12 protein-coding genes are annotated in these 13,690 nt (G+C 62.8%); 5 read left to right on the top strand and 7 right to left on the bottom strand.

All coding sequences use genetic code 11. The features are described from left to right. Positions 1 to 189: a hypothetical protein gene (locus tag ACH79_RS20930; RefSeq protein WP_161852669.1), complete on the top strand. Its 189-nt coding sequence runs from the start codon at positions 1 to 3 to the stop codon at positions 187 to 189. A 506-nt stretch (positions 190 to 695) separates the two neighbouring features. On the opposite strand, the gene ACH79_RS20925 is transcribed toward ACH79_RS20930, so the two are convergent. The 3 genes from ACH79_RS20925 to ACH79_RS20915 form a co-directional block, all read right to left on the bottom strand. After that, a complete protein-coding gene (locus tag ACH79_RS20925) occupies positions 696 to 1,394 on the bottom strand; it encodes a universal stress protein (RefSeq protein ID WP_161852668.1) in 699 nt (232 codons plus the stop codon). A gap of 413 nt (positions 1,395 to 1,807) precedes the next feature. After that, complete coding sequence (locus tag ACH79_RS20920) at positions 1,808 to 2,740, bottom strand: alpha/beta fold hydrolase (RefSeq protein WP_161852667.1); 933 nt, start codon at positions 2,738 to 2,740, stop codon at positions 1,808 to 1,810. Positions 2,741 to 2,820: 80 nt separating this feature from the next. Further along, complete coding sequence (locus tag ACH79_RS20915) at positions 2,821 to 4,008, bottom strand: CaiB/BaiF CoA-transferase family protein (RefSeq protein WP_161852666.1); 1,188 nt, start codon at positions 4,006 to 4,008, stop codon at positions 2,821 to 2,823. A 110-nt stretch (positions 4,009 to 4,118) separates the two neighbouring features. Between ACH79_RS20915 and ACH79_RS20910 the strand changes: the two genes are divergently transcribed. The 4 genes from ACH79_RS20910 (at position 4,119) to ACH79_RS20895 (ending at position 7,408) form a co-directional block, all read left to right on the top strand. Then, positions 4,119 to 5,048 carry a dihydrodipicolinate synthase family protein gene (locus ACH79_RS20910; RefSeq protein WP_161852665.1) on the top strand — a complete coding sequence of 310 codons (930 nt, stop codon included), beginning with the start codon at positions 4,119 to 4,121 and terminating at the stop codon, positions 5,046 to 5,048. Between the two features lie 104 nt (positions 5,049 to 5,152). Next, the gene (locus ACH79_RS20905; protein ID WP_161852664.1) at positions 5,153 to 6,178 is read left to right on the top strand and encodes a YihY/virulence factor BrkB family protein; all 1,026 of its coding nucleotides are present in this window, start codon (positions 5,153 to 5,155) and stop codon (positions 6,176 to 6,178) included. 221 nt (positions 6,179 to 6,399) lie between these two features. Continuing rightward, positions 6,400 to 7,128, top strand: coding sequence for a DUF3750 domain-containing protein (locus ACH79_RS20900; RefSeq protein ID WP_161856481.1), 729 nt, complete (start codon positions 6,400 to 6,402; stop codon positions 7,126 to 7,128). An 88-nt stretch (positions 7,129 to 7,216) separates the two neighbouring features. Continuing rightward, complete coding sequence (locus ACH79_RS20895; RefSeq protein WP_057833427.1) at positions 7,217 to 7,408, top strand: hypothetical protein; 192 nt, start codon at positions 7,217 to 7,219, stop codon at positions 7,406 to 7,408. A 9-nt stretch (positions 7,409 to 7,417) separates the two neighbouring features. Here the strand turns inward: ACH79_RS20895 and ACH79_RS20890 are convergent, their stop codons facing one another. The 4 genes from ACH79_RS20890 to ACH79_RS20875 form a co-directional block, all read right to left on the bottom strand. Further along, positions 7,418 to 8,101 (bottom strand): endonuclease/exonuclease/phosphatase family protein, encoded by a 684-nt coding sequence (locus tag ACH79_RS20890; RefSeq protein WP_246738622.1) that lies wholly within the window; start codon positions 8,099 to 8,101, stop codon positions 7,418 to 7,420. Then, entirely contained in the window at positions 8,098 to 10,095 is a 1,998-nt protein-coding gene (locus tag ACH79_RS20885) for a VTT domain-containing protein (protein WP_246738621.1), read from the bottom strand. Before ACH79_RS20885 ends, ACH79_RS20890 begins: the two co-directional genes overlap by 4 nt. A 595-nt stretch (positions 10,096 to 10,690) precedes the next feature. Further along, positions 10,691 to 12,250, bottom strand: a complete 1,560-nt coding sequence (locus ACH79_RS20880; protein ID WP_161852663.1) for a GNAT family N-acetyltransferase — start codon at positions 12,248 to 12,250, stop codon at positions 10,691 to 10,693. A 45-nt stretch (positions 12,251 to 12,295) separates the two neighbouring features. Beyond that, complete coding sequence (locus ACH79_RS20875) at positions 12,296 to 13,660, bottom strand: HlyD family type I secretion periplasmic adaptor subunit (RefSeq protein ID WP_161852662.1); 1,365 nt, start codon at positions 13,658 to 13,660, stop codon at positions 12,296 to 12,298. Positions 13,661 to 13,690 lie beyond the last annotated feature (30 nt).

Here is a 13,690-nt window from a genome sequence, read left to right as displayed (position 1 = left end):
ATGCCCGAAGCACCAAGCGACATTGATTATACGGTTCATATAGGCAGACACGAGACGACGTTCCGTGCGAACACGCCCGAAGGAGAGAAATTCCTCGGCGGCGTTGACCTTACAATGTCCAATGAGGAAGCGCATACATTCATACAGGATGCCCGCGCAGCAGGGCTGACGGTCAAATCGTTTTTCTAGCAGTTTCGCAAACAGATCCTGCACTTCGAAGGGCAAGCCATCGGATGCTAGAGGCGCACGGCTTCAACACCATTCTAGTTCAGCTTCAGGCCGCTGAATGGTAACCGGTCATTTGCTCTGCAACGGCTCCCGCGCGTAGCAGCGGAACACGCTAACGGCAGGAAATGTCTGCGCTCTCATGAAGAGCACTGAACGCGCCTATCCGTTGAGGGTCATTCGCGTCGTTCTGACGGAGCGCCAAGCACTTCCGGTCTATCCCGATAAGCAGACAAGTTCAGAGTCCGTCGGCATGTCTCAAAGGTGCCACAAACCGACACCGATCAAATCGACCCGACCACGATCTGCCATAAATGCCGAACTCGGGAGACCCAATTCGCTGGGGAGGAGGGCGATGCGTTTGGCAGCGTCGGTGCATTAATCGCACGGCCCCCCAACCCGCCGTCGGCGAGTGAGGCCATAGCGTTGGCGTCGGCGGCAACCTGACTGGGATTGCGCTCTGACGAGGGCTAATGCGCCAAGAGAACGGGGCGCGCCGAAGCGTTCTTAAGGATGTGGCGCGTGGCCCCGCCCAGAAGCATCTCGCGCAGGCGGCTATGGGAATAGGCGCCCATGATCAGCAGGCCGGCTTCATGCTCTGCCCCCGCCGCGAGCAGCGTATCACCCACCGAGCGCAATTCCGGTGCAACCACCTGCGCGGTCGCACCGATGCCATGACAGCGCAAATAGGCAAGCACCTCCGCCTGCGAGGCTTGGCGATTGCTGGCGTCCCGATCAACGCTTATGACCTGCACTGATTTGGCGAGTTGCATGAACGGTATAGAAGCCGAGACCGCGTGCCAGCATTCCGGGCTCTCGTCCCAGGCGATCATCACGCTGTCGGTCATATCGCTCTGCGGGCGAGCCGGCGCCAACAGCACGGGGCGACGGGTCTGCAGCAGCGATTGCTCGGCAATAGCCATGAACGATTCCATCACGGTGGCGCTTGCGGCGACGATTAGGTCGAAGGCAGCGGCCCGTTGCGCCGCGATTTCGACATACGATCCCTCGGCTTCGCGCCAGGATGCTGCGAGTGGGCTGCCGGGCTCGTCGTTCGCCGATAGCATCGGGATGCCGACTACCGCGCAGGCCTGCGCGAAAACCTCGCGCGCATGCCGCGTAGCTCGCTCGCGTTCCTCGGCGTACCAGTTCACCGATGCGGCGGTCACCGTTTGTCCCATTTCGGTGGCCGTTAGGCCCCAAATGCCTTCGCGGCAGACAGGGCCGTTTCAATTTGACCGGTGTGACTGGCTGAGCCGGGAAGTGGAACCAGGATTCGCTTGATACTCATGAGAGCCTCCTGCGATGCCGCCGTGTGCGACTACAGACGGCATATGTGTTGAGCCGAAAGCGAAATCGCACAATACCGCTCAATTCATAACTCCCGGAATCACCCCAAAGTTCCGGAGACCAGCAGGTGCCGGTTGCCGACTTTGGTCGTCGATGTCCGGTGTGGGGTCATTCGCGACCGGGTCGAGCCAGCGGCATGTCCGGTGTCCAGTATGCCCGGAAAGCGGAAGTAGATTCATGGCGCTTCAATCCGAATTTGGCTGCGTGCTGATGGGTCCACGCCCTAACTAATCTAGCCCGGCATGAAGGCATCGAATGCGGCCCAGAGCTGCTCGCGATAGCGGTCGTCTTCCTGCAGGATTTCGTGCTTCGCGCCCGCAATCAGGCGATGCGATCCCGCTGGCAGATGCCGGGCAAACGCCGCATTGGCAGGGGTCGAGACGATGGTGTCGTTGCCTGCCGCGAGCATCAGGACAGGCTGGCGAATCCCGCGGGCAAACTCCGGCGAACGAAACTCGCCCATCGCCGCGAAGGCCGCATCGAGCCACGCCACGGTCGGCGACGCAATGCCGAGCGTCGGGTCCGCCTCCAGGATGGCCGCGTTGCGGACATAGCGGCGCGGGTCCGAGGTCAGGGGATTGCCGGGAAAACCCGTCGGCTTCATCAAGTCGACGTTGCCGCCTGGAATAAACCGCTCGCCCATTCCGGCTGCTCGCAGCGTGCGCATCAGACCACGCATCGGCAGCGATGCGCGCGGGCCTGGCAGGCCGACCATGGGCGCGCAGAGCACGAAGCGCTCGAACACGTCGTTGCCGGCATGGGCAACGCGCAGCATCACCGCACCGCCCATCGAATGGGCCAACGCAAAATAGGGCGCCGGACAATCCGGCAGCACCACCTGCTTCACGAAGGCCGTCACATCGGTCTCGTACTCCGAAAAACTCTGCACATGGCCCTTCAGCGGATTGAGCAGCCGGCGCGCGGAATGGCCCTGCCCGCGCCAATCGATCATCGCTACCGCATAGCCTCGCTTGCGCAGGTCCTGCACCGTCTCGAAATACTTCTCGATGCACTCGCCGCGCCCGGTGAACACGCAGACGGTGCCCCTGCCCTTGGCCGGCGCCGGCCAACGCGCAAAACGCAACGCGGTGCCGTCCGGTGCCCCGATCGTTCCGGCAAGCGCGCCCTTTGGAACAGGATTGACCGGTATCGACACGAGCGTCATGGCGAAGGCGACCACGCGCCGGTTAGGCGAAGAATCGCCTCACAGCAACGAACAAGGCGCCGGGTCGTCTGCCGCTGCATCTAGATGATCCTGTTGTTGCGGAGCGCGGCGATAGCGTCCGCATCATAGCCGATATCGGCCAGCACGCGGTCGGTGTGTTCGCCGAGCGTTGGCGGGCGCGTGACGATTTCGCCGGGAGTTTCCGACAGCCGCACCGCGGCACGCACCGTCGGCGCGGGATTCGGCAAGCCGGGATAGTCGACATCCTGCATGAAGCCGGTGGCGCGGATATGCGGATGCTCCAGCGCCTGTTGCGGGCTCAGCACGGGACCCGCCGGAATCATCGCTTTGCCGAGCGTATCGACGGCTTCCTGCGTGGTGCGCTCGGCGCACCAGCGCGCCATCCGTTCGCTGATGACGGGGCCATTGTCGCCGCGCTTGATGTCGTCAGCAAAACGCGGATCACCCAGCCATTGATCCTCCTCGCCCATCAATTTGGCCCAGCGGATAAACAGCGGGTGCCCGGTGACCTGGCACAGCACCCAGCCGTCCTGGGTGCGGTAGATATCGGCGGGCGCCGCGGTCTGGCCGAGATTGCCTGATGGCACGCGGTTGGCCGCGATCACCGCCTGCTCGATCAGCGTCGCGTTGGTGAAGGACAGCGCGGTTGCGAGCAGCGCGCCCTCGACGATCTGCCCGCGCCCGGATTTGCCGCGCTCGATCAGGGCGGCGAGCGTGCCGAACGCACAATGTAGCGCAGTGCCGAAATCGACCCAGTTCACCGCGGCCCGGTATGGCGGATCGCCCTTGCCCGTCATGTACACCGAGCCCGACATCACCTGGCCGACGCCGTCGAAGCCGACGCGGTCGGACCACGGCCCGGGATTACCGAAGGCGGTCGCGGTCGTCAGGATGATGTCCGGCTTGATGGCTTTAAGCGAGTCGTAGTCGAGCTTCATCGCCCGCAGCGTCTGCGGCGGCAAATTGGCGACAACGACATCGGCGGTAGCAACCAGCCGGCGCATCACCTCCTGCCCTTCCGGCTTCATCGGATCGAGCGTGATGCACTTCTTGTTGCGGTTGACTTGCAGGAACAGCGCACCCTCGCCGCCTGCCCCGACCGGCGCGACAAAACGGTCCTCGCTGCCGTCGCGCTTTTCCACGCGAATGACTTCCGCGCCAAATTCAGCCAGCAATGTCGCGCAATAGGGCCCCGCGATATAGCGCCCGAAATCGAGGACGCGAACGCCCTCCAGAACTCCCCCCATCGATCTCTTTCCTTGTCTACCAGCCCGGTTGTGCCGGGCCTTCTAGCATGTTGATGAATGAACTGGACGACCATACAATCACTGATCTCCCTCGAACGGAACCTCCTTAAATGACCTCGACTGCACAACGGCCCTATCGTGGTGTTTTCCCCGTCGCTCCCACCATTTTCGACGAGCGGGGCGAGCTCGATCTTGCGGGGCAACGGCGCTGCATCGATTTCATGATCGATGCCGGCTCGAACGGGCTGTGCATTCTGGCCAATTTCTCCGAGCAGTTCGTGCTGACCGATGCCGAGCGCGAACAGGTGATGCACGCGGTGCTGGAGCACGTTGCCGGCCGCGTGCCGGTGATCGTGACGACGACGCATTTCGGCTCGCGCATCTGCGCCGAGCGCAGCCGCCAGGCGCAAGACGCAGGCGCCGCGATGGTCATGATCATGCCGCCCTATCACGGCGCCACTTTCCGCGTACCGGAAAAGGCAATCTTCGACTTCTATCGCACCGTGTCCGACGCGATCGATATCCCGATCATGATCCAGGATGCTCCCGTTGCCGGGACGCCGCTTTCGGTCGATCTGCTGGCGCGGATGGCGCGGGAAATTTCCAACATCCGCTATTTCAAGATCGAAGTGCCGATGGCGGCGGCGAAGCTGCGCGATCTCATCGCCGCCGGCGGCGACAGCATCGAAGGGCCCTGGGACGGCGAGGAAGCCATCACGCTGATGGCCGATCTCGACGCCGGGGCGACCGGCGCCATGACGGGAGGCGGCTATCCTGATGGCATCAGGCAGATCATCGATCCCTATCTCGCGGGGCGCCGCGACGAAGCGATGGCGGCCTATGCCCGCTGGCTGCCGCTGATCAATTACGAAAACCGCCAGTGCGGCTTGCAGGCCGCAAAAATCCTGATGAAGGAAGGCGGCGTGATCGGCTCGGACGCGGTTCGTCATCCCCTGCAAAGGGTTCACCCAGCAGCCCGCGCCGGTCTCATCGAAATCGCCCGCCAGCTCGATCCCGTGGTGTTGCGCTGGGGACGGTAGATCGCCACCGTCATCCGGCACCGCGCTAACTGCTTGCCCGACTTGATCCGAGGAACGTCACCGCTCCGTGCGCATTAAGGCGTAGAGACGTGGAACGGTCCGGCATGAGCAATCTGAGTTACGTGCACGACACGACGCCTGAACCGGCGCGGCGCGAGCCGGACGCTTCAGCGTCGTCAGACGATCAGGGCCGCGGCCGCCGTGCGGTATCGCCGTGGCAAATTCCCTGGAGGGGTTGGAAGGACATCCTGATCCGGACCTACCAGCAGGTCAGCGAGGACCGCGTTCTCGCGGTCGCCGCGGGCGTCGTCTTCTATGGGCTGCTCGCGCTGTTCCCGGCGATTACCGCCCTCGTCTCGTCCTATGCACTTTTCGCCGATGCAAGCACGATCAACGACCACATGACGATGCTTGCGGGCATCTTGCCGGAAGGCGCTCTCGGCATCGTCAGGGATCAGGTCGAACGGGTGCTGGCCCAGGGTGAGGTCAGGCTCGGACTAGCCTTTCTGTTCTCCTTCCTGCTTGCCGTGTGGAGCGCCAATGGCGGGCTGAAGGCCATCATGGATGCGCTCAATGTCGTCTATGACGAGGACGAGAAGCGTGGTTTCTTCAAGCTCAACGCGGTTTCCCTCGCGTTGACCTTTGGCGGACTTGTTGCGGTACTTCTCGCCATCGGCTCCGTAGTCGCACTCCCGATCGTTCTGTCAACCATCGGGCTCGGGGCCGTTACCGATGCTCTGTTCCGGTTCGGACGATGGCCCGTTCTGGTCCTGACCATGCTTCTGGGCCTCGCCGTGCTCTATCGGTTCGGACCAAGCCGCCGCGCGGCGCAATGGCGGTGGCTGACCGTCGGCAGCGTGCTTGCAACGCTCGCGTGGCTTGCCGGCTCTGCCTTGCTGTCGTTCTATCTTGCCAATTACGCCAATTACGACGCGACCTACGGTTCGCTCGGCGCGGCTATCGGCTTGATGATGTGGATGTGGATGTCGACGATCGTCGTGTTGTTCGGCGCTGAACTCAATTCGGAGATCGAGCATCAGACCGCAGTCGACAGCACCGAGGGCGGAAACAAGCCACTGGGTCGACGCGGCGCGACGATGGCGGACACGATCGGGGAAGCGAAATCTTAATCAGGCAACCAAATGTTCCTGTTTTTCTCGAACCGGCTGGGATGTCTCGGCTCGCTGCTGCTTTCGGCAGCCGTGACCTTCGCTCTGCTTATGGCCCTGGGCTTTCTGCACTTTTGATCCCGTTTTGCTACCTTGGCAGGGCTGAACTGGAAATCAGGATTGGAGCGACTACATCAAGAGCCTGCAATCCGTTCCAATTGATCCCCGCCGTGAAAAGATACCTGGTCATTTTTCTGCTCCTCGTGCTCGTTCCCGTGGCTGTTTCCGCCGTGAAATATCTGCTCGGCGACAGGCGTGAGAACTGGCAGACGGCGGACCGTTCAAGCGCCGGGCTGCTTCCCAAGGCCTCTGAGCATGCGGATGCCGTCATCCGGGTTTTCGCGGCAAGGACCGTACGCTGGCGCGGGATATTCGCGGTTCACACCTGGATCGTGGTGAAGGAGCGCGGCGCCAGCCGTTACAGCCGCTATGATTACACGGCCTGGGGCGAGCCGATCCGGATCGACGGATTTCAGGCCGACGGACGCTGGTTTGGCGCGATCCCCGAAACCGTCGTCAGCGTCGACGGTCCGAAGGCGGAAGCGCTCATTCCCAAAATCCGCTCGGTCATCGAAACCTACAGGTTTCGCGCCAATGGGGATTACAGCGCCTGGCCTGGTCCGAACTCCAACACTTTCATCCAGGCGATCCTGAACGCCGTTCCGGAACTCGAAGCCGTGCTGCCGCCGACTGCGATCGGCAAGGATTACCCTTACCATGGCGACTGGGTCGGCTTCACGCCATCGCGCACCGGCGTGTTTGCTTCGCTCGGAGGTTATCTCGGGCTGACGATCGGATGGATCGAGGGGTTCGAGCTCAATCTCTTCGGCGGCGTCCTCGGCTTCGACATCCGCCGCCCCGCATTGAAACTGCCCGGCGTCGGTCGGCTGGGTCTGCAGGCCGGTCCGTAACTCCATATTCGTCAACGGACGAAACGGGATTGATTCCCGTCGATGGAACCTTCGTTCCGGTCAAACGTCGAAGATCGGGAGGATCGACATGACCAGCGAACAGACCTTTGCATCATTGCTCGGCGAGGCTGCGATGGCGGTCTGGGGCGACATGCCGCGCGACATCCAGGAAGCGCTGTTCGAGACCGCCATGCGCGACCGGTCGGAGTTGCGTCACGATCTGGCGAGGCTGTTGCATGAGCGCCATCCGAGAACGCAGCATCCGGCCAAGCCCGCCTGATGTCACCATTCAGTCCGGAAACATGACGTCGGCGATCACGGGCAGATGGTCCGAATAGGCGCGGGCCTTGCGATCGGTCCAGGCCGAGCGGATGATCAGATCGCGCGAGGCGTAGATCCGGTCCAGCCGCATCATCGGCAATCTTGCGGGAAACGTCCGTAGCCGCGTCCGGACCGGGCAGATCCGCGCCAGCACGCCCCGCACCGACTTCACCCAGAACCAGTCGTTGAAATCGCCGAGCACGATCGTTCGCGTCGGCTGCACCAGGTCGACCAAAGCGTGCGCCTGAGCATGCCGTTCATGAATGCTCAAGCCGAGATGGGTGGCAATGACCTTCATCTCCCCGAAGTCCGACAATATGCGCGCGGCGATGGCGCGGCGGGGCTCGCGCTCCTGATAGGAGACGTCGGAGATTGTTGGCGGCTCGGCGAAGGGCCAGCGGCTCAACAGCACCTGTCCGTAGTCGCCGTCCTGCGTGACAATCGATCTTGCGTCGACGCTGTGGTCGCCGACGGCCTTCGCGAGAAGGGCAAAGGGGTCGTCGGTTCGTCCGCGTGAATCGACTTCCTGCAGCGCCACCACATCAGGCGACCAGTGGCGGATGACGGAACAAACGCCGTCCAGATCGAAACCCGGATTGAGGTGGAAGATGCCGTGCACGTTCCACGTCATGATGCGCAGCGTAGCCGTCACGGTCGTCGTCCCGCCATCCACGTCACCAGGAACTGGACGCCAAGGCACAGCGCGATCCAGGCCAGGATTGCCAGCGCCAGCAGCAGCGCATTCGTCCATGAGGCATTTCGGGCGAGATCTGCGATCTGCGCGCCGAGCGCAGCCATCACGGCGATCCCCGGCGCCATACCCAGCACGGTGCCAAGCAGGAAATCGCGCAGGCTCAGCTTGCTGGCGCCCGCTACCACGTTGACGATCGAGAACGGGGCGATCGGCACCATCCGGATCATGGCCACCGCAACGACCCCCTTGCCGATGATGCGGCCCTGAACCCTTGCAGCCCGCCGGCCGAGCAGCCGCTGCAACCGCGCCTGACCCAGCACGCGGCCGATCGAAAACAGTGTGAGCGCGCTGAGCAGCACGCCGGCGCCGGCGCTGAAGAACCCCATCCAGGGCCCGAGCGCCGCCGATGTCGCGGCGATCAGAACCAGCACGGGAAACACCACCAGCCCACCGACCACGAAGGCGGCAATCGCGAACAGCGGCGCGAATTGCGACCGCGCAGGCTGCGAAATGACCGAGGAGACGAAGCCGACATCGGTGAAATCGCGCAGCGATGTATACTGCCAGGCCAGCGCGAGGCCGGCGAGCGCCGCGGCCAATCCGGATACGGCCAAAATCGTTCTCGGCGTCCACATGCGCGTCGCGGCACGGTCGAGATGAAGCGGCTCCCTGGGATCGGCGACCGGCTGCACCATGGTCGCCATGCTGCCGGCTGTCGCGGCCGGATCGATCGGCCGCAACGATTTCGCGCCGCCACCTTCGGCCAGACGATCCAGATATCCGAACAGGTCAGCTTCGTTGCTTGCGATTTCCCGTTCGTCGACGCCGCAGAAATGGCCGATCAGTTGACGACGAAGCCGGGCGATACATTTGAGATGCGCCTCGGACGTGGCTTCGAACGCGAGATCGCATTCGGTGTCCGCCCCCATCGAGCGATTGTTGAGGTTGGCCGAGCCGACGCGCAGGATGCGGTCGTCGACGATCATCACCTTGCTGTGCACCATGACGGCGGCGGCTTCGTCCCCTTCCTGCGTCGATGGATAGAGAAAGCGGATCCGGTCCATGACGCCGGCCGCCACGAATGCCGCGATGAATCCGCCGCGGCCGCTCTGCATCGCCTGCGATTCGAACCAGGACGAATGCATCTTCGGCGTGACGATCAGGACGCGAAGCTGTGGCACGTCCAGCATCCGCTGCGCCAACAGGCGCGCGATGTCGGTGGCGCTGGTGAACTGGTTTTCGATATAGATGAAACGATCGGCGGCGTTGATCGAGGCCTCGAACAGCCGCGCGACCTCGTTGACGCCGTTATCGCTTGCGGTCGCGATCTCAGTGCGGGCAATGCCGACCGTCATGCCCCGGCATTGTACCGGCACCGAGGTCGGCCAGCGGTCGCCCGCGACCGCCTCTGAAGTTTCGACGGTACAGCCGGCGGCCCGCCACCGGTTCTCCACCACTTCCGTCAGACTGGCCGCGGCTTCGCCATCCACCATGCATTGCACGTCGTGAAACGGCGGATACGGCTTGCCGTCGGGATCGGTCCGCAGCGGGTGATGGGTTTTGTGCTCGCTGGTGTCCCAGCGCCGGATCGTGAGATCGAGGCCGCCGGAAAACGCCAGCGCGCCGTCGATGACGACGATTTTCTGATGTTGCGCTGACCCCAGAGGAAGACTGGAATCGAAACAGAAGCAGAGCCGGTCCGATGCTTCCGCGGTGAATTTGGCGGCCGAATTCCACTCCCGCTCCGCCGCATACAGCGCCGGAAAATTCCAGCTCAGGATGTTGATGCGCAGTTCGGGCTTCGCCTTCAAGAGCGCTTTCAGAAACGCCCCGAGTCCTTCCGGATAACCATCATCGGCGTGCCCGGAAGGCCCGACAAAGCGGGTCAGGCTGTGGATGTCCCAGCCGATGATGTAGACCTGCCGCGTCGCGAGCAGCAGCGCTTCCCGCAAAGCGGCGAAATACGCGGCTGCGTCGTTGAGAATTGCCAGCCGCCTTGCCTTGCACCTTCTCCAGACGGTTTTACCCGGGATGAGGATCGATGAGCTTCGCAGCAGGCGACACCTCGACAAAACGTGGAAGCAGATGCGGGATCGAAAAGCGTACGTCCGCCCGCCGGTAAATCAACGTTTTGCGGGCAGGACGGTTCCAGCCGTGCGGAACTTGGCCCCTCCTCGACTCGGGCTTCAATGAAATCGCCGGCCCCGCACGTGGACGCCGGCTTCTCCCTGTCGGGTAGAACCGGCGCCCAGGCGTACCGCGCTGGCCCGAGCGGAAGAACCTTCTTCCTCCACCACGGGTTCGATGTAGCTGTTATGCAGCGATGTCGGCGACTTGAAACCGTCGAACATGACGCGGATGGTGCTGCGATAACGGCCCGAGCCGATGACAACCGCTTCCCGGCCGGCGAGATTTGGGCATCGCATTGCTCCGACCGCACTCGTCCTGACACGGGTCCCTGCAGACAGCGGAGGCTGTTGATCGGCTGACCCTTTGCGGGATCCGGTTCTGGGACCAAGCGCTTTTGCGGAATTCATCAATCCCGTCCTACGCCGAGATCGAACGTTCCGGGGCCTGCCGATCCGGTATGCTTCGCCAATCGCGCCACTTCCTCACCGACGGTCCGCTCGCCGGTTCGATTGCGGCCAACAGCGCGGCATTGATTTCCGCAATTCGCCCGAGCTTCGCCATGCATCTGGCGACCGCGACAAACCCGTCGGGCGAATCCGGCAGCAACCGCATGAACTCGAGATACTGACGCAGCGCCTGCTCATGCTCACCGAGACTTTCGCAGACCTGGCCCAGGCACTGCCACGCCTTGGCGGCGCCGGGGCGAACCGCGGTCAAGGTACGGAACACCCGCTTGGCTGCGACAAAATCAGCCTTCGCCGCCAACAACTGGCCCAGCCGGTGCAACGCGTCGGCGTGTTTCGGCTGCGCGGCTAAAATCCGCCGGTATCCCATCTCGGCTTCAGCAATTTTTCCCTTTCTGTGCAGTTCGGTTGCCTTCTGCAACACGTCCGGAATGCTCCGCGGATCGATGCCGGTGCGAAGATTCCTGCCGTCCCTGGTCTCCAGGATCGTGTTGCGGATCTTGCGCTCGGCGCAGCCAAACGAATATTTGTAGGGCTCGTTGCCGCGCAGGAAGTCGTATTCGCAAAAGCCGTTCGCGATGGCGTGGCGAATGCTGAAGGCATGCAGGATCACTCCCGCCGGCGGTCCCTCGAACGTCTCGTCACGTCCGGTCATGTAGAATGAGAAGGTCCGCTTGCGCGGATCCACCAGCGTGGCCAGCGCCGCAACCGCACGCTCGCCATGCCAGAACGTCGGCAGGTACACCAGACCGGATTGGAAACTGCGCGTCAGCATCGCGCCGTTCGAGCGCACGAGGCTGTCGGTGCGGTCCCCCTTGCGGAGACGCCACTTTGTCTCCCAGAACCGCAGCAAGGTCTTGAGGTCCTGCTCGAAAGTTTCTGATGTGGAGACCGATATCCGATATTCGCCCGGCGCGTCGATCTGCTTCAGCAGGCGCCGAATCTTCTGCCTTGTGTTGGTGCTCAGCGTTTCGAGGTAGGCATTCCAGTCCCCGGGCAGCGTCACATAGGGGCAGAGGCTGTTATCGATTCCGTCGACCTTGTTGACTGCGTTGGCCTCCCGATAACGAAAACTGGCTTTCGGAAAGCACGCCAGCAGCAGCCGCACCCGCCGCTCCGACATTCGTAGATTGTCGAGATTCAAGCGCGCCCAGTTCATATGCCTGACGTAGCGGGCAAAGGCGGGGAGAACCTTGTTCTCCACCTCGGGCCTGCAGACGATGCCGGTGTAGTCCGCGCCGAAATTGCCTGCCATCCTCATGTCATGGATAATGTCGGCGTCCTCGATCGTGGTCTGCAGCCGCAGCGGAAAGAACGCAACATAAGGCAGGTCGGCGGCCTTGCCGGCCTTTGCCGCCAGAATGAACCACGGCCCATGGATGCAGGACAGCCAGCCGTGCAGCCACTTCCACGACAGGAATATCTGGGCCTCGGGATCCTCGTCGTAAACGGCGTTCCAGTTGTCCTCGAGCCTGGCCAGCGACGGCAGGTCTTCGATGATGTCGATATGCACGGCGACCGCCTTTCCAATGTGCTTGTTACACTTCTCACGCGATGACTAGCGCTCCCGGAATGCGCGCGTCATGCTGTCGTGGATCGGCCTGACGATGTACTGGAAGAAAGTTCGCTCCGATGTCTTGATGTAGACCTCGGCCGGCATGCCGGGCGTCGGACTGAAATTCGGAACATTCCTGCTCTCCTCGCCGTTGAGCCTGACGCGGACGAGATAGATGTCGGTCGGCCCGACCTGTTGGGACTTCTTTTCGTCCGCAAGCGTATCGGCCGACAGGTACACGACATCTCCGGAGACCATCGGCGTGATGCGCTGGTTCAGCGCCGTCAACCGCACCATCGCGGTTTGCCCGTACTTGACGTGGTCGATGTCCTGCGGCCGCAATCGCGCCTCGATGATGAGTTCGTCCTTCAAGGGCAACAGCTCCATGATGTTCTTGCCGGCCTCGACCACCCCGCCCCGCGTGTGATAGCGCAGCTTCACCACGACGCCGCTGACCGGCGCCGTGACACGGACACGATCCAGTACGCCCTTGGCGCTCAGCATTCGCTCGCGGACGTCGGCCAATTCGCCGCGGATCTCGTGCATCTGCTCGACCGCAGTCTTGATCGCGGTCTTGCGCACGCCATTGATCTGCTCGAGCGCGCGAGCGATGCGCTCCTTGGCATCGCCGATGTCGCCCATGATGCGGCCGACTTCGCCTTCCAGATTGGCCTTGGAACGCTGCAGCACCATCAGCTCGGGCTTGCGCACCAGCCCGGCCTGCACCAGCTTGTCCTTGGTGGCGATTTCCTCGTCGAGCAGAACGATCTGGCGATGCACGGCCTCGAGCTGCACCCGCGATCCCCGGATTCTCTCCTCCAGGGCGTTGATGCTCTCCTGGATGCTCTTGATGTCGCTGCTGAGATTGTTGCGGCGCGCCGTGAACGTCATCTGCTGGCTGTCCACGATTTCCTTCACCTCGGGTGAACTGGTCAGCCATTTGCCGACTTCGGCAGGAAGCGTGATCTCCGGATCCTCCTTCATCTCGGCAGTCAGCCTGGCATCCATCGCCGTCAGTCTGATGCGGCGCAAGAACAAGCGCTGCAACTCCGCGCGCGCCGCGGTGTCGTCGAGCTCGAGCAAGATTTGTCCGGCTTCTACCGTGTCGCCTTCGCGCACGTAGATTTCGCGGATCATTCCACCTTCGAGATGCTGGATGATCTTGTTCTGTCCGGTCACGACGAATACGCCGGAGGCGACCACGGCACCGGCGATCGGCGCCATGTTGCCCCAGACACCGAATCCCATCAGCACCACTGCCATTATCAGCGCCCCGGCAGCGGTTGGCAGCTTGGTCGATCGCGGCAGCGAATCGTACCAGGTGCCCTCTGATTCCGCGGAGCGGTCCGCAATCTTCCTGTTGGCCATCGCGCAACCTCGTTCCTGTAAAACCCGGCC

This window comes from Bradyrhizobium sp. CCBAU 051011 (assembly GCF_009930815.1).
In the GTDB taxonomy this organism is placed as follows: domain Bacteria; phylum Pseudomonadota; class Alphaproteobacteria; order Rhizobiales; family Xanthobacteraceae; genus Bradyrhizobium.
The sequence above is the reverse complement of the archived record's forward strand: the minus strand, read 5'-3'. Positions and strand labels throughout refer to the sequence as shown.

Bases quoted from the DNA above. Each gene is read 5' to 3' on its own strand.
- ACH79_RS20875 (WP_161852662.1), bottom strand. From the start codon at position 13,660: ATGGCCAACAGGAAGATTGCGGACCGCTCCGCGGAATCAGAGGGCACC.
- ACH79_RS20930 (WP_161852669.1), top strand. From the start codon at position 1: ATGCCCGAAGCACCAAGCGACATTGATTATACGGTTCATATAGGCAGA.
- ACH79_RS20920 (WP_161852667.1), bottom strand. From the start codon at position 2,740: ATGACGCTCGTGTCGATACCGGTCAATCCTGTTCCAAAGGGCGCGCTT.
- ACH79_RS20905 (WP_161852664.1), top strand. From the start codon at position 5,153: ATGAGCAATCTGAGTTACGTGCACGACACGACGCCTGAACCGGCGCGG.
- ACH79_RS20895 (WP_057833427.1), top strand. From the start codon at position 7,217: ATGACCAGCGAACAGACCTTTGCATCATTGCTCGGCGAGGCTGCGATG.
- ACH79_RS20910 (WP_161852665.1), top strand. From the start codon at position 4,119: ATGACCTCGACTGCACAACGGCCCTATCGTGGTGTTTTCCCCGTCGCT.
- ACH79_RS20915 (WP_161852666.1), bottom strand. From the start codon at position 4,008: ATGGGGGGAGTTCTGGAGGGCGTTCGCGTCCTCGATTTCGGGCGCTAT.